Origin of the sequence: Streptomyces sp. NBC_00076 (assembly GCF_045041235.1) — a bacterium.
Lineage (GTDB): Bacteria > Actinomycetota > Actinomycetes > Streptomycetales > Streptomycetaceae > Streptomyces.
The window spans coordinates 10,445,477-10,465,124 of record NZ_CP108242.1 but is presented as its reverse complement, the minus strand read 5'-3'; the positions used below and the strand labels follow the sequence as shown (position 1 = coordinate 10,465,124).

The window sequence follows — 19,648 nt, the reverse complement described above, 5'->3', positions numbered from 1 at the left end:
CCTGTCGTCCGGCACCAGCCACACCCGGCGCCGGCCCGGACGCGCACGTCGGCTCCGTCCGGGACCCAGCCGAACGGCTCGTACGGCGTACGCCGCATCCAACGACAACTCCACCTCATGGACGGACGCCTCGCAGAAACAGGCCTTTCCTTGGACGCGCCAACTCGACGGAAGGCTCACGCCATCGCTGCCGCGTTGGAACCACCGCTCAGAACGGTGGTGAACCAGGTGTATACGGGGGCGAGAGTCGGGGATGCGGGCCATCCATTGATGGTCGCCAGGAGCTGCCAGTAGCGCGCGGCGTGTGAGTCGGCGGTCATCTGCAGGCGGGCGAGGAGCCAGCGGCGCAGATCACCGTCGCCAGCGCGCTCGAATGCGTGGCCGTAGAGGCAGCCCAGTGAGTGGGCAAGGGGTGTGGCTCCGGCGAAGGGCGGAAGGATGCCGACTGACACGGCTTCGTCGATCCGTTCACGCATCGCTCGGTCGAGGCCGTCCTGCAGACGGCTGATGTCCTTGTGGGAATACTCTTCCGCCTGTTCCTCGGCTATGCGTCGAACCGTCATACGGAAGTCTGCGTTCCGGCAGAGTTCGGCAAGGTCCACCCAGGCTTCGACCTGTTCGGGCGCGGGATCGTCGGGGAGTACCGGCATGGCGGATCGCATGAGGGTGACGAACTCGGGGTTGGCATCAAGCCCCCGGAAGGCGTCGTCGATGAAGTCGGCCACCAGGCGGCTCCGTTCTGCCTGGGAGAGCTTGGCGAGTCGGTGCATGAGGTCCATCTCCATGGTGGTGGGGCCGCGTCTGGCGACTGCTCGCAGTACTGCCCGGCGCAGGCGGAGGGTCTGTATCTGTACGTCCAGGGCGTCGGCGTGTGCTTCAGCGACTTCGGTTATGGATGCCTCCCGCTCCAGCACCTTGCGCACGCTCGCCAGGTCGAGCCCGAGCTCACGCAGTGTGCGGACCAGACTCAGGCGTGCGAGTGCGTCGAGGCCGTAGAGCCGGTAGCCCGCCGGGCTCCGGTCGGTCGGCGGGACGATGCCCTGGTCGGAGTAGAACCGGATGGCCTTCACCGTCAGACCGGTCCGGCGGGATAGGTCCCCGATGGAATAGAGCGTGCCGCTGTCCATGCCCAACAGCTTGCTGTCTCCCCCCACGGGAGACTCAACCGGAGCCCGCACTTGTCTGGTGAGGGGGAAGGATGAGCGGCATGGCCATGGTGAAGGGCATCGATGTCCGCGGTATGCAGCACTGTGAGACGACGGCGCTGGGCGTGCTCCTTCGACATGAGGGACTCGACTTGTCCGAGCCCATGCTGTTCGGGCTTGGCTCCGGGCTGTCCTTCATCTACTGGGACAGCAAAGGGATGGGCTTCCCCTTCCTGGGAGGCCGGGTCAAGCCGTTCCAGCTCACCAGGAGCCTGGCCGACGTACTCGGGCTTGAGCTGCTGGTCGAGGAGAGCACCTCTCCGCGTAAGGCATGGCAGAACGTGGCGGCACCCATCGACGCCGGTCGGCCGGTCGGCCTCCAGCTCGACAGCTACCACCTGGACTACTTCAGCACCAAGGTGCACTTCGGCGGGCACGTCGTGGCCATGTACGGCTACGACGAACAGGACGCCTACTTGGTGGACACCGACCCGCAGGGCGGAGCCGTCTCGACCAGCCTCGCCGGCCTGGCCAGGGCCAGGGCCGAGCGCGGCCCCATGACCGCCAGGCATCGCTCCTTCACCCTCACGGCGCCCCGCGGGCTGACGTCACCGCAGGACCGGATCATCCCCGCGATCAAGACCTGCGCCGACGCCTTCCTGAGCCCGCCCATCGCGAACCTGGGCCACCGTGGCATCGAGAAGGCCGCCAAGCTGGTACCGAAGTGGCTGCAGCGCAGCGACAATCCGCGGGAGGACCTGCCACGGGCCGCCGTCCTCATGGAGAGGGCCGGCACCGGCGGCGCCCTGTTCCGCAATCTCTACCGGGACTTCCTCGCCGAGTGTGCCCAGCTGATCGACAGCAGCCATCTGCGCACGGGCCACAGCATGTATACCGAGGCCGCCACCCTCTGGACACAGGTGGCCGCACTCGTCGCGACAGCAGGCGAATCCGGTGACGCGAAGAACCTCATGCAGGCCGGCTCCACCCTTCACGAGCTCTCGCGTATCGAACGCGACGCGATGCAGGCACTCAGCATGCTCTAGGGGTCGTACCCGTCGGGTCATCTGCGGACGCCGCAGGTCCGGCGGCGGCCTCACCGGCACGGTCAGGCACACCGACCACGGGGCCCGCTGACCGTGCCACCAAGGACCGGATTCATGCACCTGTTGAGGGTTCTCCGTCCCGCCAATTCGGGTGCGCCGTGGGCATCGAGGGTCTAGCATCCTGAAGATCACGGGAGCTGGGGGCATCATGGTGAACGACGCTGAGCTGCGGCACCTGCGCCGCTGCGTGGAACTGGCGGCTGAGGCCCTGGAGGCGGGCGACGAGCCGTTCGGCTCGATGCTGGTCGCCGCGGACGGGACCGTCCTCGCCGAGGACCACAACCGGGTGGCCTCAGGCGACCGGACACGCCATCCAGAATTCGAGCTGGCGCGCTGGGCCGCGGCGAACATGTCCCCCGGGGAGCGAGCGGCGGCTACCGTCTTCACCTCCGGTGAGCACTGCCCCATGTGTGCCGCCGCGCATGGCTGGGTCGGCCTGGGTCGCATCGTGTACGTGAGCTCTTCCCGGCAACTGGCGACCTGGCTCGCCGAGTTGGAGATTCCCGCGCCTCCTGTGCGGACCCTGCCGATCCGGGACATCGTCCCTGACCTTGTGGTGGAGGGCCCGATTCCCGGACTTGCGGAGCAGGTGCGCGACCTGCACCGCCGCTTTCACGGCGCATCCTGAACGCAACAACGCGGTTCGACGGCCAGATGGAGCGCACGGGCCTCATCATGCGCGCCGACGGCATCGCCGCGCGACGAGGTTCTCCAGGCTGACATCCCGGCGCAGTTGGACCGGTGGGGTGTCGCCGCGGGCCCGGAGCTGGTCTGCCACCCCCCTGCGTGACCTGGGCCTGGTGCCCTGGCCACGGCCGAGGAGGTTCGGCCAACGATGGCCGCGGCCGGCAGGTGCCGGGCCTTCGTCGGCCGCGACTTCACGGCGGATGCGCCCGGCGAAAAACCTCGTCGGCGACATCACCTGCATCGCGAGGTGTCCTCCTGCCTCTTTCGCCTCGCTTCAACCGCGAGCAAGATGTGCCTCGACGGCACGGCAACGTTGTCATGCCTCTCTGCACGCACCTCCTTGGAGACTCCATGCACGGCAGAACGGACCCTGTCCGCTTCAGAGAGCGGGCCTTGTTGTCGCACCGGACACGGCCACAGCCGACGGCTTTGACCCGGTCTGTCCTCCTACTCATCGCCCTGCTGGCCGCGCTCGTCCCGCCGCTCGGCACCGCGAACCCTGCGTCCGCGGCCGCGGACGACACCTCTGCCGGGTCGAACGTGGACCGGGTCAACCCGTTCATCGGGACGACCGGCAGCAGCAGTACCGAGTACGGGGGCATGATCCCAAGTACCGCACCGCCCTTCGGGATGACGCGGTGGTCCCCGATGACGCGCGAGAACTACGTCAGCCGCCTGCCGTACCACCTCGGCGACCCGAAGATCACGGGCTTCATCGGCACCCATCAGCCGGCGATCTGGATGGGCGACTCCGGCTACGTGGTCGGAATGCCCGGGGTCGGCGCCGTCAAGACCACCGCAGCGGACCGCGGGCTGCCCTACAGCCACAGCGACGAGACGGCCTCGCCCGAGTTGTACACCGTGAACATGCACCCTGCGGCCGGACAGACGCTCCGCGCCGAGCTCACCGCCACCTCCCGGGTCGGTGTTCAGCGACTGACCTACCCTCAGGGCACGGGGGCGAACTACGTGGTGCAGGCGACACGCTCCGGTGTCACAGGCGACGTGCACATCGATCCGGCTCGGCGGGAGATCAGTGGTGACAACCCCGACCGCCAGGACAGCAACCTCGGGCCCTTCAAGGCACCCGGCTTCAAGGGCTACTTCGTAGCGCGCTTCGACACCCCCTTCGCCGGCTACGGCACCGCAACCGGCGCCACACAGTACGACCAGCAGAGCGACCGCACGGATCAGGATGTCTCGGGATACGTGCGGTTCCCGTCCGGCACCGTGAACGTCACCGTACGGATCGCGACCTCGTTCATCTCGGTCGACCAGGCGCGGGCCAACCTCGACAAGGAGGTACCCGACCGGCAGACCTTCGACGCCACGGTGGCCAGGACCAGGGCCGCCTGGGCCGACAAGCTCGACAGGGTCGACATCGACGGCGCGACGCACGACCAACGGGCCATCTTCTACACCGCGATGTACCACGCCCTGCAGTACCCCTCGGAGATGTCCGAGTACGGCCGCTACTACAGCGCGTACGACGACAAGGTGCACAAGGGGGTCAGCTACACCGGATACTCGCTGTGGGACACCTTCCGCGCGGAGAACGCCTTCCTCACCCTCTTCGCACCGGAGCGCATCGACGACATGGTGACCTCCATGCTGCAGGACTATCAGCAGGGCGGCTGGCTGCCGTTGTGGAAGAACCTCACCGAGACCAACATCATGGAGGGCACGAACGCCGACTCGGTGATCGCCGAGGACATCGCCAAGGGCTTCCACGGCTTCGATCTGAACCTCGCCTACCAGGCCGTCCGCAAGGATGCGATGACTCCGCCGGACGACGACACCACGCTCTGGTACGGCGACCGCCAGCAAGGCACACCTGTGGAGGCCCGGGCGGGCCTGACGACCTATCTGAAGAACGGCTGGGTCGCGGCGGACCGCACAGCCGAAGCGGGTGCGCGCACCTTGGACTTCGCCTACGAGGACTGGGCCGTCGCGCAGGTCGCCAGAGCAGCGGGCAAGGCCTCCGACGCCGCGTACTTCCTCAAGCGCAGCAAGAACTACCGGAACCAGTACAACGCAGCGACCGGTTTCATGCAGGCCCGCAATCTCGACGGCACCTGGGCCGACGGTGCCTGGACCGAGGGTGACCAGTGGGTGTACACGAACGACGTCCTCCACGACGTCCCCGGCCTGATCGCCCTCAAGGGAGGGGACACCGCCTTCGCCTCCTGGCTCGACACCTACTTCGCCGGAGGACACAACAACCAGACCAACGAGCCCAGCCACCACATCCCCTACCTGTACGACTACGCCGGCCGACCGTGGCGGACGCAGCAACTGGTACGGCAGATCGCCGACGCCAACTACCACAACACCCCTGACGGACTCACCGGCAACGAGGACGCTGGCCAGATGTCTGCCTGGTACCTGCTCTCCGCCCTGGGTATCTACCCGGTGAACCCGGCCTCGGGCCAATACGCCGTGGGCAGTCCCTTCTTCGACAAGGTCACCCTCAGACTTCCCGGGGCGGACCGCCCGCTCGTCATCTCGTCCCCGCACGCGGCGTCCCGCCCGTACGTGCAGGCGCTCAGCCTGAACGGCAAGAGCATCACCAAGCCCTTCCTCAGCCAGGCAGACCTGACGGGCGGCGGCCACCTCGACTTCACCATGAATGCCGCACCACAGGCGTGGAGCGCTTCGACGACACCGCCCCCGGCGGCGCACAACCTCGCCCAGTCCAAGCCAGTCGCGATGATCGACGGAACCCCGGCGGTCGACTGGGGCAAACCCACCGAGAACGCCGTCGACGGCGACCCCGCGACCGAGGCACAGTCAACCAGCGGTGCGCCGTGGAGCCTACGGGTGGACCTGGGCGCCGCCACCACCGTGGGACGCGTGGTGGTCAACCCCGACTGGGAGAACTACCCCGTGAACTACGACATCAAGGTCTCCGACGACGGCACCACCTGGACCACCGTGGCCACGGAGACCGCCGCCGGCGGCACGGCCACCTGCTCTTCCTATGGCGTCACGACGTGCGGTCAGCTGCACGCGTACACGTTCGCGCCGACGAAGGCCCGCTATGTGCTGCTGAGCGTCAACAGTTGGGCCTCCGCGAAGACGGGCGCGCCGGCCGACGGGTACGGCTGGGCGCTGAGAGAGTTCGAGGTCTACGCCGGCTGACACACAACCCTCCACCGCGGCCTGCCTGTTCGGCGCGGATTGCCCTTCCGCCGAACAGGCAGGCCGAGTGCCGCGGTGCGTCGAGGTGCCCGTGCTGTTCCGTTCCCACACGTGCGACGTCAGCCGCGCCCGGGCGACGGCTGCGTAGACGAACGGGATCCCAGTGGTCGCGCACCACTCCTCGGCGGACGAAGGTCACCAAAGGGGCCGGCTCCCGAGCCGTCGCCCTGGCAGCGCTCTTCGAGCCCGTCGAGTCCGCCCAGACCCGCCGGCGAGCCGTGAACCCACCCCACCTCGTCGCCCTGGTTCGCGACGGGGCCCGCTTCGAACGCGGTCAGCTCGTCGAGCGCGCCGAGGCGGTCGTGGCCTGACCGATGGTGAAGGTGGCACCGGGGGCGGCGTAGTCGACAAGACCGTCGAACCGTGCAGAGGCGCGGGCCACCGCCTGCTGGGGGGTGAGGAAGCGGCCGACATGCGTGACGATCAAATGGCCTGTCCGGGCCGCGCGGGCGGTGTCGCCGGAGTCCTCGGGGGTGTGGTGCACCTGGTCACCCTCGGCCGGCGCCTGTGCGCTCTCGGCCTCGCACAGCAGCACGTCGCATCCCTCGGCCAGCTGCGTGAGGCTCGGGCACGGCGCGGTGTCCCCGGAGTACACCAGCGACGTGCCGGCCGCCTCGATGCGCACGGCGAACGCCGGAATGTCGTGCGCCACCGCCCGGCTGGTCAGCCGCAGCGAGCCGATGGCCGCCTGGTGCCCGTCGTGCAACTCGGTGACGGCGAAGGCGGATTCGACCGGACTGCGAGTCGAGGTGTTGGTGAGGAACCCGGCCAGCCGGTCGGCGATTCCCGGCGGGCCGAAGAGCGGAACAGGCGCCGCCAGGCGGATGTCCGCGTACAGGGCGGCGTAGTACGCGGTGAGCAGGTCCGCGCTGTGATCGGCGTGCAGGTGGGAGATCCAGATCGCGTCGAGCTCGTCCAGCCGCACATGCCGCTGCAGCGGGCCGAGCGTCCCGCTCCCCGCATCCACCCAGATCCGGGTGTCACCGCTCGACACCAGATAGCCCGAGCACGGGTTGTCCACGCTCGGGTACGGCGTCGCACTCCCCAGGACCGTAAGGCGAGGAAGCTCATCACTCATCACGGGATCTTAGAACACATGATCCACAGGGTGGGACCCTTTCACCGTCACCGCCGCACGCCTCCTGCTCTGGCTCCGCTCCTGATCGAAGGAAGGGAACCTAGTGGTGCCAGGCACGCCCGCCCGTGTTGTGGATGAATCGCTGGAGCACCTTGAGGGTGGTCAGGTACTCCTCGTCGGAGATGCCCGCGTGCCGTTCCGCCCACAGCTCGTCCTGGAGGACCGCGGCCTTGTCGTAGAACGCACTGCCCTCGGCGGTGATACTCAGGCGCCCCTCGGAATCCTCGGTGGTCCAGCCCTGGGCGATAGTCGTGTCGATCTCCGACTCCATGGTCTGCGAGCCCGTGTCGAGGTAGTTCCTGAGGAGGCGGGACACCTCGTCCCGGGTTTTGACCGTGTCGGCTCGTGCGACTTGTGCGAGGACCCACCACTGCGGCTGGGTGGTGCCGATCTCGGCGAGGGCGCCCCGGGTTCGGGTGACGACAGCCTTGAAGGCGGCCCAACTCCAGTAGCCGATGGGCTGCTGGATCAGTTCGGCGTCGTTGTGCGAGTACTCCACGGCCAATCCCTCCGTCTTTGCCTGAACTGGTTCGACGAGACCGACCATAAAAACTCAACCAGGCTTGAGGTCAAGGCTCTTCGGCTGGCTTCTGCCTCTCGATCAAGGGGTCTGCCGCGCCGCCACCACGTTGTTGTCGGCGGCAGCTCAAGCTTCATCTGCGGCGTCGGCACACCGGCGAGGACGAAAGTCCCGGCCAGGTCGCGGGCGTAGAAGGCCTGTTGATTTCTCCGGGCGGCCGACCGCCTCGATGAGCACGTCCGCGCCGAAACCACCGGTCAGCTCGCGTACCGCCTCCACCAGGTCCCGTTCCCGCGAGTTGACGGTGTGCGTGGCGCCCAGGGACGCGGCGGTGGCGAGCTTGCGGTCGTCGATGTCCACCGCAATGATCTTCGCCACGCCCGCCAGCCGGGAGCCGACCACCGCCGCGTCACGCCAGTTGAGGACCACGAAGTCGCCGGGCGCCACATCCGTGACACCCTCGCCGAACCGACTCCACGACGCCCGCGGTCGTGACCGAGCAGGAAGGGGAACTCGTCCTTGATGCCACCCTCACGGTAGTGGAGGTCGGTGTGACACACCCAGCTGGTTTCCCTTGCTTTCCGTGGAGATGAGCGGAGATGACGCGCCGACCGTTCAGGCGGTCGGCCGGACGCGTAGGGGCAGGGACGCCCATGAGCGCAGGGTGTTGTTGGGGTGGCGGTGCGGTGTGCCGGTGGGTTCGATCCGCTCGACGCGGTGGGCCAGGGCGGTCAGCAGCGCCTCGGCCTCCAGTCGGGCGACGTGCTGGCCGATGCACTGGTGCAGGCCCATGCCGAAGCCGACGTGGCCCGAGGGATCGCGGGTGAGGTCGAAGCGGCCGGGGGAGGTCCAGCGGTCGGGGTCGCGGTTGGCCGCGCCGAGGAGCATGAGGATCTTCGTGCCTTCGGGGATGACGGTGCCGGCGATGGTCACGTCGGTGGTGGCGGTGCGGAAGAAGGTCTGCACGGGCGACTGCCAGCGGACCGCCTCGTCGAACGCGGCCCGCGCCAACTCCGGTTGCTCCCGCAGCCGTTGCCACTCCTCGGGGTGAGTGGCACATGCGTACAGGCAGGCCGCCAGGCCGTGCACGGTGGTGTCGACGCCGGCCGTGAGCAGCGACCGCACCACCAACGGCGCCTGCTCGTGCGTCAGCTCGCCTCGGTCGGCGGCGGCCCAGATCAGCGCGCCGAAGCCGTCCTCGCTGAGCGCCTCCCGTTCACACTGCGCGTTCACCCACACCGACAGCTCGGCCACCCGGTGGGCATCCGCCGCGACGAGGTCATTGCGCGGGCCGAACGCGTTGAAGGCCATGTTGCCGTACGGCAGCAGGTTCTCCCGGCCGTGTGGACCGAGGCCCACCGCGTCCGGGAAGGCCCGCAGCGGGAAGGCCTCCGCCAGCGCGGTAAAGGCGTCGAACTCGTTCCCGTCGGCCAGGACTTGGTCGACGAGTTCCTCGGCCGCCACGGCCCACGACGCGCGCAGGCGACGCAGGGCGGGCGGGGCGAGGATCTCGCGCAGGATCCGGCGCGGGGCGTCGTGCCGGGGCGGGTCGGCCTCCAGCAGCAGGCTCGGCGGACGCCACGGCTTCTCGTGCCGGAAGTTGGCCAGGCCGACGCCCGAGCCGGACTCGAAATGCTGCCAGTCCACCAGGGCGGCGTGCACCTGCTCGTAGCGGGCCAGCGCGTGGACGTCGTAGCGCGAGAGGTACACGACCGGACCGGCCTCGCGCAGGGCGTGGTGCAGCGGTTCGGGGTCCAGCAGGACCTCGTGGGCGAACGGGTCGGCGTCACTGACGGGCGGCACGACGGCACCGTCCAGTGCCTCGGTCATCACGGCTCCTTGAGAAGTGAAGACGTCTCGGACATCAGAGATCGGTCTCAGAGATCGAGAACAAGACGGTCGCCGCAGGAACGCGACACGCACAGGAACATGCAGTCGTTCGCCGCCCGTTCATGGTCGGCCAGCACCGAGTCCCGGTGGTCCGGCTGCCCGTCCAGCACCGGTGTCAGACATGTTCCGCAGGTGCCCTGCTCGCAGGAGGACAGCACGTCGGCACCGGCGCGACGCGCCGCATCCAGCACCGAGACCTCCGGGGTGACGGTGATGCTACGTCCGGTGCGGCGCAACTCGACCTCGAAGGGCGCGTCCCGCACCGACGCGGTCTGCGCGGCGGCGGTGAAGCGCTCGACCCGCAGGGCATACGGTGGCCAGGCGGCGCACGCCGCTTCGACGGCGGCGAGCAGCGGAGCGGGGCCGCAGCAGTACACCTTGGTGTCCGGCCGCGGTGTGCCCAGCCAGGTCGCCAGGTCCAGCAGCCCGAGTTCGTCCTGCGGGACGACGTGCACCCGTTCGCCGTGGGCAGCCGTCAGCTCCTCGCGAAAGGCCATCGACGACCGTGTACGCCCGCCGTACAGCAACTGCCAGTCCGTACCGAGCAGTTCGGCCTGGCGCACCATGGGCAGCAACGGGGTGATGCCGATGCCGCCCGCGATGAACAGGTACTTCTCCGACGGCACCAGGGGGAAGTGGTTGCGCGGGCCGCCGACCCCGACGCGGTCTCCCGCACGCAACCGATCGTGCACATAGGCGGAGCAGCCGCGGCCCGCGGGATCCCGCAGCACGGCGATCCGGTAGGTGTGCGCGTCCCATCGGTCGCCGCACAGGGAGTACTGTCTGGTCGCCCCTCCCCCACTCCCGGCTTCGTTCGAGCGGCGGGGCCCCCATGGCAGGGCCAGGTCGATGTGAGAGCCCGGCGTCCAGTCCGGCAGCCGGGCGCGGTCCGGGTGAGCGAGAGTGAGTGCCACGACGCCCTCGGCGACATCCTCCTTCGCGGAAACCGTCAGAGTCGCCGCGTTCCTCGGCGTCGACCGCCCCGCGGCGACGCCGGACCCGGCATCCGCGACCTCACTGGTTCCGACCACGTTGTCGCCTCCCGTCGTTGGGTTGCAGGCAGGATGCGCGCGGACGACAGACGGTCGCGACGGCATTCTCAATCAGTGAGAGACGAACTTCCACCGACGGTCATACGGCCGCCGCGCTGCCGGCACGTGGGTCACCGCGCTCGTGACGCCGCGCCGGGTTTCCGGTGCCCCAGCGCGCGGGAAGCGCCACGTGCCGGGGTCCGCACGACCGGTACGACGGACGTGGCCCGGCGCCAGGTCGGTGTCCGGTGTTGTTCGGCACCTGACTCATGGCGGCTGCGAGCGGGGGTACGGGCGGATGGAACGAGGGCCTGCCATACCTGACTGACAGCGGACCGCCGACAGGCACCGCGAGTGGTCACTCCGCGTAGCCCTCTGGCACCGCTGGGGATCGGCCGCCGATCTCGCACCAACAGTCGGCGCCCAGTGGTCCTGCGACGGTCCCCGAGGCTGGCGGGCGACGCCCCCGGCAAGGTGAGCACGGCCCCCCGGCCGCGGCATTCCTCACCGTCGCCGTTCACCGCGCGATCCTCTGGTGTGGGCGAAGCGCCCCCCGGTGTTATTCAATGAGGTGTGCGGTCAGGGGTCTCCGGGCCCCGTCGCACGGGTCCGAGTACGGCCCCGGCACCGCGCCGGGGATTGTCGAGAGGGCCGCATGGACTCCACACCCACCCCCTCGCCCTCGTCGCCGTTTGACCTGGTCAGCAGCGCCCTGGGGCGCTACATCCCGCGCGGCGGAGCGGCAGCGGCCGCCGGTCTTGGCAACGCGCAGGGCGACCGCGCCCCCCGCCGGCGCATACCCGACGGCCCGACAGACGCCCGGCAGGATCAGATTCTCGGCGTGGTCAACCTGGACAGGGATCTGAGAATCACCCGCTGCAATCTGGACGCCCCCGTATTCGCGGGTCTGGAACCCGCTGCCGGGAGTCCTTTCGCCGATCTCCTGCCCCCCGGGGACGTACCGACGGTCACACGGCGGTTGCGGCAGGTCCTGGAGATCGGTGAGGCGCACGTCGCCCGGATCCAGCGCCTGCGGCGGGGCGACGGGTCGGAGCTGGTGGTCTCGATGAGCATCCTGCCCGCCGCGGCACCTGATGACGGCTTGACCGTCTCCCTGATCGCCATGGCCAGGAGGCTGCACCTGTACGCCGCCGAGAACGCGATCGGCACCTCGCTGGACATCGGCGAGACCGCGCAGTCGCTGGCGGAGTCACTGCTGGCCTGGGGAGACGTGGCCGCCGTCGACCTCGACTTCGCCGTGTGGACGGGCGAGGGAGTCACCGACCAGGCGCAGGGCCGCATCCGGCTACGGCGGGCAGCCCTGGTGCCGGACAGGGCGTGGCCCGAGGGTTACGTGACTCCGGGCGGCGATCTTCCGAGCGACGCGAGTCGCCTGCTGGCACAGGCGGTACTGCGGAACGATGCTCCGCAGGCCATCGTCATACCCGACCGGGAGTCGGTCGAGCGGCTACTCGACAGTCCGCGAGTGGTACGTGCCCTGGTGCCAGGTGACCGGTCGGCGAGTGTCGCGTGCATACCGCTGGTTCTGGACTCCGCGCCGCCCGTCGTGCTGGGCGTGGCGGAGGTCTGGCGGCGGGCGGGCTGCCCCTTCCGTGACAGCGAGTTGTTCGACCTGCAAGAACTGGTGGCCAGGACCGCCCATCACGTCGATCTGGCCCGTCAGCATCAGCGCGAGCACACGCAGGTGCTGGCGTTGCAGCGCCGGCTGCTGCCCCGGGCCGGCGGCCACACCATTGAGATCGCCAGCATCTACCAGCCCGCCACCCCCGACAGCGCGGGCGTCGGCGGCGACTGGGTGAACAGCTTCCCGCTGCCGGACGGTCGTACCGCGCTGGTGGTCGGTGACGTCGTCGGGCACGGCCTGGGAGCCGCGGCAGCCATGGGCCAGCTAAGTATGGAGGCACGCGCGCTGCTGTCGGCGGGGCTGGCACCCGACGAGGTGCTGGAGCACCTGGACGAGACCGTGACGCTGCTGGACGACACGGAGTCCGGGCTGACGGCCGGCTACAGCGCCCTCGGCTCCACCTGCTGCATCGCCCTCTACGACCCGGTCAGCCACCATGTGGCGCTCTCCAGCGCCGGCCACCTCCCCCCGGTCCTGATGCTTCCGAACGGGCACGCGGGTCCCCTCCCGATCCGTCCTCACCCCGGTCTGGGGGCCGAGTTCGCGTTGCGGGAGCCGTTCGACGTGCACACGTTCAGGGCGCCCCCGGGCTCCCTGCTCGCCCTCTACACCGACGGCCTGGTGGAGGATCGGACCCTGTCGATCGACGAGAGCATCAGCAGACTGGCGGATGCCGTGTCCACGGTGCACCCCTGGGACGCCCTGCAGCAGGCCGCACGGCACGTCGTCTCCGCGCTGGCGCCCGTGCGCCAGCGCGACGACGTGACCCTGCTGCTCGCACGCATGATCGGCTACCGCAAGGAGGACACCGCGACCTGGCGGCTGCCCGCCCGCGACGACGCGCCCGCCCGTGCCCGCGCGCACGTCTTGGCGCTGCTGCGGCAATGGCACACCAGGGGCGGCACCCAGAACGACGTACCGCTGCTGGTCAGCGAACTGGTCACCAACGCGGTGCGCTATGCCACCGGGCCCATCACGATACGGCTGATCAGGGCCGGTCCCAGCCTGCTGTGCGAGGTGGGCGACACCGGCAACGGCAGGCCACATCTGAGCCGGGGCGGCCTTCTCGACGACGGCGGGCGTGGCCTGCACATCGTGCACAGGCTCACCACCCGGTGGGGGGTGCGGTGGACGGACACCGGCAAGGTGGTCTGGGCGGAAGTCGCAAGGTGACGCGGCTGCGGCGCGGGGCGCGCCCCCGCACGCGAGTGCGGCGAGGGCCGGGGCGTCGTGCGCCACAGCCGACGGCACCGACGGTACGGGCGCATCCTCAGCGATCCCGGTGGCGTGACCGGTGATGCGGGCCGCCCGTCTGCTGCCGGCACGGTGGCGCGGGCTCCCTCTACAGCCACTCCCCTTCCAGGGCGGTGGCGGTGAGCCCCGGTGCCGCCGCGTACAGGACGGCGCGATGGCCCGGCTTCTGCCCGGCGTCGTGCGCCCGCCTCAGGATGTCGAACACGGCGGCGCCCCCACGGTTGCCGCTGGTGTAGCTGTCCCGGCTGTAGTCCAACAGCCCCGACGGCCACGCGTCGGGCATCGTCTGCTCCATGTACTCCAGCACCCTGGTCCCGCCGGGGTGCGCGAGCAGCACGTCGGGGTGCCAGGAGTCGGGGTCGTCCTGGTAACGGAGGCGCAGCCATTCCCACATCGCGGTGACCGTCTCCTGTACGGCGCGCGGCCCTCGCCGGTCCATCACGAAGTGGGTGCCGTCCGCCCGCGTGTCCAGGCGGTGCAGGTTCTGGGTGCCGGGCAGGGTGTGGTGCCAGGCGGCGTCCAGCCGTAGCACCGACTCGCGTCTCGGGCGGCCCGTGACCACCGCGCCGACCGCGGTGTCCGCGAACAGCAACCGGACGATCAGGGACTCGATGGTGTCGTCCGCGGGCTGGTAGGTCGTGCTCAGCGCCTCCGCGATCACGACCAGGACCACGCGGTCGGGGTCCGCTGCCACGAGATCCGCCGCCAGGGCCAGGGAACGGGTCCCCGCGACACAGGCCCACTGCGTAGCCGGCAGCAGCATCGCGTCGTTGCGGAGCGGAAGCCTGTTCGCCAGGGCGATGTCCAGACCCGGCAGCGCCGGGGTGGTGGAGTGACTGGTGATCAGGCAGTCGACGTCCGCGACGTCCAACCCGGCTGTCTGCAGTGCCCCGCGAGCCGCACGCTCCCCGTAGGACTGCACGGCTTCCCAGGCCGGGGCGGTGCGCTCCTGGACGGTCTGCGGCGCGGGTATCGACTCTAGGGCGGCGATCACACGGTCCACGTCCTGCTGGGTGAACCCGTCACGTGCCAGCGCCTTTTGAGCGGGGCCGATGCCGACGGCCCGCAGGCCACTGCCGTCGCCGGGCGCGACGGCGGTCTCCAGAGGCAGCATCCACCCGCGGGTCTCGATGCCCGTACTGGCCGCGATGCCGTCGATCCGCGGCGCCCACGCGGCGTGCGGGTGCCGGTCGCGCACCTCCGCCACGATCTGGCTGGTCTCCACGGTGTGTTCGCCGTGTATCACGGCAGGGGGACAGAGGTAAGCGGCCATGATGGGCACCTTTCCAGGGGAACAAGGAGGAACGTCACGAGGGCGATAATGGGACATTTTGGAACTTCTCACCCATACCAACGGGCCCCACTTCGGGAGTCGCTACGCCTGCGAGCATGAACGCCAAAGGGACATATCCGCTGTGATGCAGACAACTTGGGCGACCCTTGAGGGCGTGATACGCAGCACACCACTGAGGCGCCCAAAGCGGTTCCACAGGTCTTATCTGACTTGCCGTCAGCCTGGGACCAGCTGGTCAGGCCGTGCAGTGTCGCACCCCCCTGCCACGCTGTGCGCCATGACAGCAGCCAAGGACTCGCCCGCCTCCGCCACCCCCGCGGACACGATGGACGCCCTGTTATGGCGGTGGGCGGATCACCTCGATCCCAACGGCGAGGGGGTAATGAGGCGGCCGGAATGGTTCGCGTACGTCGGAGAGCTGGTGCTGGCGGAAGGGGTCACCTGGTACGCAATGACGACCTAAGGTAGCTGGGTTCACGGCAACCTGCCCTCCGGCCTGCGCACCGCCCCGGTGTACGTGGGCTTCTACTGGCACGACGAGGGCGCCGGGCCGGCGGTGGCCCGGGTCAGCATGGTCGTTCTGCCGCAGGCGGATGCCGCCCGGATCGTCGCGGCCGAGTGGGGCGACGGATACGGTGCCTACGAACCGGCAGCGGTGGACGGATACGCCGTCCTGTGCAGCGATCCCTTCGACCCGCTGCACGTCAGACGGCTACGAGGCAGTGGAGGAGGACGGAACGGTCGTCTGCCTCGCCTTCATGGAATGCGACTTCTTCGACTGGTGCTCCAGCGGCGTGCCGCTGTCCGGCCTGGTCAGAGGCGATGTGTGGAGGGTGGTGGGCTGGTGGTGCATCAGGGGCGCTCTTGCGGGACCGCCACTCCAACACGAGGGCTGCCTTTCGCTTCGATGATCTGCCTGGGTTGAGCGGGCCTGTGACGCCAGTCGTCACCGGCTGTACGGGATGCGGGAAAGGCTTATGGGGTGGGCAACGGCGCCCAGGCTCTTGGCCGTTGTGTGGCAGGCGTGAGATCGTCCGCTGGTGACCGACGCTGCTGGGGAAACGATTTCGGCACGACCGGACGACCGCAGTGCGTCCGTTCTGCGCTTCGCGTTGGAACTCGTCGCCTGGGTGGCGACCCCTTGGGCGCTGGCCAGCCACTCATGGCTGCTTGCGGCCCTGTCCGTGGTGTTCCTGATCGGCCTTCCCACGTGCTTCTCCACCCCGGGTGACAAGGCGCACGTGATCATCGCAGTACCGGGTTGGGTCACGATCCTTCTGGTGCTTGTCCAACTCGCCGCGGCCGTGGCTTCGTCGTGGCTGGCCTGGCCTGCGTGGGCGGCGGGCCCGGTGACCCTGCTGGCCGCCGCCACCCTCGTCACGGAGCGCCGACGCTGGCGATGGCTGGCCTCCAGCGAACCAACTCGTCATCTGAGGCGCCCATCCGGCAACTGAGTCGCCGCGGGCTCAGCGAGAAGTTACGCCAGAGGGTCAACCAGTGTGCTGGAAGATTCAGCGAAGCCTCCCGGGCCAGCGGCGTGAGTGCGCGATCGTTACGGCACTACGAGGATGAGGGCTTGATCGTCCCCGGGCGTTGCAGCAACGGGTTCCGCGACTGCTTCGAAGCCGCTGGCGAGATCGTGGGCATCGGTCCGGACGTCGAGGGCCCGCTTCCGCTCGGCACCCACGTCGTCGGGGCCGGCCCGGGCGCCTTCGCGCAGTACATGACGATGCCGACCGCAGCTGCACTTCCCGTACCCGCCGGTTGGAGCGACATCGAGGCCCTCGGCCCGGTGTTGAACTGGGCCACCGCCTTGGCGGCACTGAAGCCGTTGGGCGAGATCAAGACAGGTGACGTGGTGCTCGTTCATGCCGCGGCCGGAGGCGTGGGGCAGGCCGCCGTCCGCCTCGCCCGCCACTACGGTGCGCGCGTGATCGCCACGGCGTCACCGGCCAAGCACGACACCGTCAAAGAGCTCGGCGCCGACGCTGTCCTGGACAGCACACGCCCCGATCTGGCCGAGGAGATCACCCGCATGACCGGCGGTGTCGACCTGGTCCTGGAATCGGTGGGACAGGCCACGTTCAAGGTCAGCCTGTCGGTCACCAAACCCTTCACAGGACGCATCGTGGTGTTCGGTGCCGCTTCCGGCGACGCCACTTTGACCACGCACGACCTGGTATTCCCCCACCAGGTCCAAGTCAAGGGCCTGCACATCGGTGCACTGGCGGCCGCAGCCCCGTCCGTCTACCAGTCGTTTCTCGTCGAGATCGAGGCCCTCATCGCCCAAGGCGTATACCCCCAGGCGACCCCCTCCCTGAAGCCCGGCACGGGCGGTGTCTTCGTCGTCCGGGTGAACGACGAGGTGGTGTGGGACCGCCGGGAGCAGGTTGAGCTTCTCGATCTGCGCGGCGCTCAGTTCCACGCCGTCGGCAGCGGTGTTGAGCGCTGAGCAGAACAGCCAAGGGCCGACCGTTGCCGTCGCAGGCAAGTTGGTTTTCGCTGGCCAGTCCGCCTCGGGATCGGCCGAGTTCGTGATCGTGATCGTCCGAGTTCGTGAACCTCAGATTCGTCCTGCCGGTTGATCCCCCGTTACGTGGTGACGGACTCCCCTGGCACGACGACCGGTCGTGACCGGCGGCCCCTGCTGTCCGGGTGAACCCGGCCCTGTGGTGAGTGGCAGGCGCCGAGCCTACGGGAAGGTCCTTGCGTAGACCGGACAAGCGATGGCCAAGGAGCGACCCGATGCCGAAGTTCCTCATCCAGGCGACCTACACACGCGATGGAGCCAAGGGGCTGCTCGAGGAGGGCGCGAGCAGCCGCAGCGCCGCCGTCGACCAGGTCGTCACCGGCCTGGGTGGCACGGTCGAGGCCATGTACTTCGCCTTCGGTGAGGACGACATCGTCCTCATCCTCGACTTCCCCGACCCGGTCTCCATGGCCGCCGCGAGCCTCACGGTCAAGGCCAGCGGCGCTCTCCGCACCCGGGCCACCCCGCTCCTCACCCTCGACGAGATCGACGAGGCCGCCCGCCGAGAGGTCGCCTTCCGCGCCCCAGGCGCGTAGGGGACTCCTGCCGGCGGATGCGTGGGCGGGGTCGGCAGAGGCGGCCCGGGGCTGAGCGCACGCCACATGGCTTTTGGTGTAGTGGTTCCGCGGACGGGATGGAGTGGGGACCGTGGCGTTCGCGGGGTCGGCCGGTGGGAACGAGTCCATGCCCTCTCCCGAGGCGGCCCCGGAGTCCGGGCGACGGTCCTGGGCACCGCTGCTGGCGGTGTGTGCCGGGTATTTCATGGTGATCCTGGATGTGACGGTCATCAATGTCGCGGTGCCGGTGATCGGCCGTGAACTGTCGGCATCGCTCACCGGCGTCCAGTGGATCACCGACGGGTACACCCTGGTGTTCGCCGGGTTCCTGTTGACCGGTGGCGCGCTGGGCGACCGGCTGGGCAACCGTCGTGTCTTCTGCTCGGGTGTGGCGGTTTTCACCGTGTCCTCGGCCGCGTGCGCGCTCGCGCCGAACTCCCCCTTCCTGGTTGCGGCCCGGCTGGTGGAGGGGCTCGGTGCGGCGCTGATCGTGCCCGGTTCCCTGGCTCTGCTCCAGCAGTCCTACCCGGCGCCGGCCGCCCGCTCGCGGGCCTTCGGGCTGTGGGGTTCGATGGCGGGCATCGCGGCATCAGCCGGTCCGCTGCTGGGCGGGCTGCTCGTCACCACGGTGGGGTGGCGCTGGGTGTTTTTCATCAACCTGCCGGTCGGTGCGGCCTGCCTGGTGCTGACCCTGCGGCATGTGACACGCTCGCCCCGCCGGGCCACCCGCGCCTTGGACTGGCCGGCACAGTGCGCGGTCGTCGCGGCGGTGGCGCTACTGACCGCGGCGCTCAACGAGGCCGGGCGGCGGGGCTGGTCAGATGTGACTGTTCTCGCCGGGATGGGCCTGGCCGTGCTGGCAGCCGCGGCGTTCGTGGTACGCGAGCGGCTGGCCCGCTCACCGGTCCTTCCCGTGAGCCTGCTGCGTTCTCGTACGATGAGCGGCGGATCCGTCATCGGCCTGCTGTTCAACTTCGGCTTCTACGGAATGGTGTTCACCGCCAGCCTGGAATTCCAGCACCAGCGCGGCTACAGCGCCCTCGGCACCGGGCTGGCGCTGTTCCCGGCGGTGGCGATGACCATGTTCGCCTCCGTTTTGTCCGGACGCCTCAGCCGCCGCACCGGCGACCGTCCGCTGGTGATCTCCGGCATGCTCCTGGCTGCCCTGGGTCTGGCCGGCTGGGCCTCGGCGGGAGCCGACCCCGCCTACGTGCTGCTGGTGGCCCCGATGATGGCTGCGGGATTCGGTACCTCCTTCGCCCTCACCGGCTCGACCGCCACCGTGATGGGTGCCGCGCCCCCGGAGTACTCAGGGGCAGCCTCCGCCCTGTTCAACACCACCCGCCAGGTCGGCAGCGCCACCGGCGTAGCGCTCGGCGGCAGCCTGCTCGCCACAGCCACCGACTACAACACGGGGCTGCGCACGAGCATGGCCATCGGCGCGCTCGCCTACCTGACCGCCGCAGGCCTCGCGTGGCTGTGCGTGCCGAAGAGGTCCAAGGCGAAGAGCTGACGACGCCAGCGCACATGTGAACTTCGCATGACTGGCAGAACACGGATTCACAGCTGTCGCCAACCGGCTGTGGCCCTACGTCCGCAGAGTGATGCAGAAGCTGGAGAAGCAGTGCGTGGCGGAGACAAACGGCAAGA

At 69.4% G+C, this 19,648-nt stretch carries 15 protein-coding genes and 2 pseudogenes; 9 read left to right on the top strand and 8 right to left on the bottom strand.

All coding sequences use genetic code 11. The features are described 5' to 3' along the window. Positions 1 to 176: 176 nt before the first annotated feature. Positions 177 to 1,127: a MerR family transcriptional regulator gene (locus tag OHA64_RS46700; protein ID WP_405623401.1), complete on the bottom strand. Its 951-nt coding sequence runs from the start codon at positions 1,125 to 1,127 to the stop codon at positions 177 to 179. 80 nt (positions 1,128 to 1,207) lie between these two features. Between OHA64_RS46700 and OHA64_RS46695 the strand changes: the two genes are divergently transcribed. The 3 genes from OHA64_RS46695 to OHA64_RS46685 all read left to right on the top strand — a co-directional run bounded on the left by OHA64_RS46695 (position 1,208) and on the right by OHA64_RS46685 (position 6,079). After that, positions 1,208 to 2,191, top strand: coding sequence for a BtrH N-terminal domain-containing protein (locus OHA64_RS46695; protein ID WP_405623399.1), 984 nt, complete (start codon positions 1,208 to 1,210; stop codon positions 2,189 to 2,191). A gap of 208 nt (positions 2,192 to 2,399) precedes the next feature. Then, the gene (locus OHA64_RS46690) at positions 2,400 to 2,879 is read left to right on the top strand and encodes a nucleoside deaminase (protein WP_405623397.1); all 480 of its coding nucleotides are present in this window, start codon (positions 2,400 to 2,402) and stop codon (positions 2,877 to 2,879) included. A gap of 488 nt (positions 2,880 to 3,367) precedes the next feature. After that, positions 3,368 to 6,079 (top strand): GH92 family glycosyl hydrolase, encoded by a 2,712-nt coding sequence (locus OHA64_RS46685; protein WP_405623395.1) that lies wholly within the window; start codon positions 3,368 to 3,370, stop codon positions 6,077 to 6,079. A gap of 334 nt (positions 6,080 to 6,413) precedes the next feature. Here OHA64_RS46685 and OHA64_RS46680 read toward each other — a convergent pair whose 3' ends face one another. From OHA64_RS46680 to OHA64_RS46660, 5 genes and pseudogenes are all read right to left on the bottom strand, one after another. Further along, positions 6,414 to 7,217, bottom strand: coding sequence for an MBL fold metallo-hydrolase (locus OHA64_RS46680; RefSeq protein WP_405623393.1), 804 nt, complete (start codon positions 7,215 to 7,217; stop codon positions 6,414 to 6,416). Positions 7,218 to 7,317: 100 nt separating this feature from the next. Next, positions 7,318 to 7,776: a MarR family winged helix-turn-helix transcriptional regulator gene (locus tag OHA64_RS46675; protein WP_405623392.1), complete on the bottom strand. Its 459-nt coding sequence runs from the start codon at positions 7,774 to 7,776 to the stop codon at positions 7,318 to 7,320. A 113-nt stretch (positions 7,777 to 7,889) separates the two neighbouring features. Continuing rightward, positions 7,890 to 8,357, bottom strand: a pseudogene (locus tag OHA64_RS46670) (zinc-binding dehydrogenase); the annotation flags it as partial. Between the two features lie 55 nt (positions 8,358 to 8,412). Next, on the bottom strand, positions 8,413 to 9,627 hold the full coding sequence (locus OHA64_RS46665) for a cytochrome P450 (RefSeq protein WP_405623391.1): 1,215 nt from the start codon (positions 9,625 to 9,627) through the stop codon (positions 8,413 to 8,415). A gap of 47 nt (positions 9,628 to 9,674) precedes the next feature. After that, a complete protein-coding gene (locus OHA64_RS46660; protein WP_405623389.1) occupies positions 9,675 to 10,718 on the bottom strand; it encodes a PDR/VanB family oxidoreductase in 1,044 nt (347 codons plus the stop codon). Positions 10,719 to 11,373: 655 nt separating this feature from the next. Here OHA64_RS46660 and OHA64_RS46655 point away from each other — a divergent pair. After that, complete coding sequence (locus OHA64_RS46655) at positions 11,374 to 13,536, top strand: SpoIIE family protein phosphatase (RefSeq protein ID WP_405623388.1); 2,163 nt, start codon at positions 11,374 to 11,376, stop codon at positions 13,534 to 13,536. A 169-nt stretch (positions 13,537 to 13,705) separates the two neighbouring features. On the opposite strand, the gene OHA64_RS46650 is transcribed toward OHA64_RS46655, so the two are convergent. Beyond that, positions 13,706 to 14,890, bottom strand: coding sequence for a type III polyketide synthase (locus tag OHA64_RS46650; RefSeq protein ID WP_405623387.1), 1,185 nt, complete (start codon positions 14,888 to 14,890; stop codon positions 13,706 to 13,708). Positions 14,891 to 15,188: 298 nt separating this feature from the next. On the opposite strand from OHA64_RS46650, the gene OHA64_RS46645 reads away from it, so the two are divergent. From OHA64_RS46645 to OHA64_RS46635, 3 genes are all read left to right on the top strand, one after another. Beyond that, positions 15,189 to 15,374: a hypothetical protein gene (locus OHA64_RS46645; protein ID WP_405623384.1), complete on the top strand. Its 186-nt coding sequence runs from the start codon at positions 15,189 to 15,191 to the stop codon at positions 15,372 to 15,374. A gap of 577 nt (positions 15,375 to 15,951) precedes the next feature. Further along, positions 15,952 to 16,365: a hypothetical protein gene (locus tag OHA64_RS46640; RefSeq protein ID WP_405623383.1), complete on the top strand. Its 414-nt coding sequence runs from the start codon at positions 15,952 to 15,954 to the stop codon at positions 16,363 to 16,365. After that, positions 16,311 to 17,363 carry a zinc-binding dehydrogenase gene (locus OHA64_RS46635; protein WP_405623382.1) on the top strand — a complete coding sequence of 351 codons (1,053 nt, stop codon included), beginning with the start codon at positions 16,311 to 16,313 and terminating at the stop codon, positions 17,361 to 17,363. The genes OHA64_RS46640 and OHA64_RS46635 overlap by 55 nt, the downstream gene beginning before the upstream one ends. On the opposite strand, the pseudogene OHA64_RS46630 reads toward OHA64_RS46635, so the two are convergent. Then, a pseudogene (locus OHA64_RS46630) lies at positions 17,356 to 17,442 on the bottom strand (IS5/IS1182 family transposase); the annotation flags it as partial. The gene OHA64_RS46635 and the pseudogene OHA64_RS46630 sit on opposite strands and share 8 nt — an antisense overlap. A gap of 214 nt (positions 17,443 to 17,656) precedes the next feature. Between OHA64_RS46630 and OHA64_RS46625 the strand changes: the two are divergent. Beyond that, positions 17,657 to 17,977: a GYD domain-containing protein gene (locus OHA64_RS46625; RefSeq protein ID WP_405623381.1), complete on the top strand. Its 321-nt coding sequence runs from the start codon at positions 17,657 to 17,659 to the stop codon at positions 17,975 to 17,977. Between the two features lie 112 nt (positions 17,978 to 18,089). Beyond that, entirely contained in the window at positions 18,090 to 19,511 is a 1,422-nt protein-coding gene (locus OHA64_RS46620) for an MFS transporter (RefSeq protein WP_405623378.1), read from the top strand. The last annotated feature ends 137 nt before the right edge of the window (positions 19,512 to 19,648 follow it).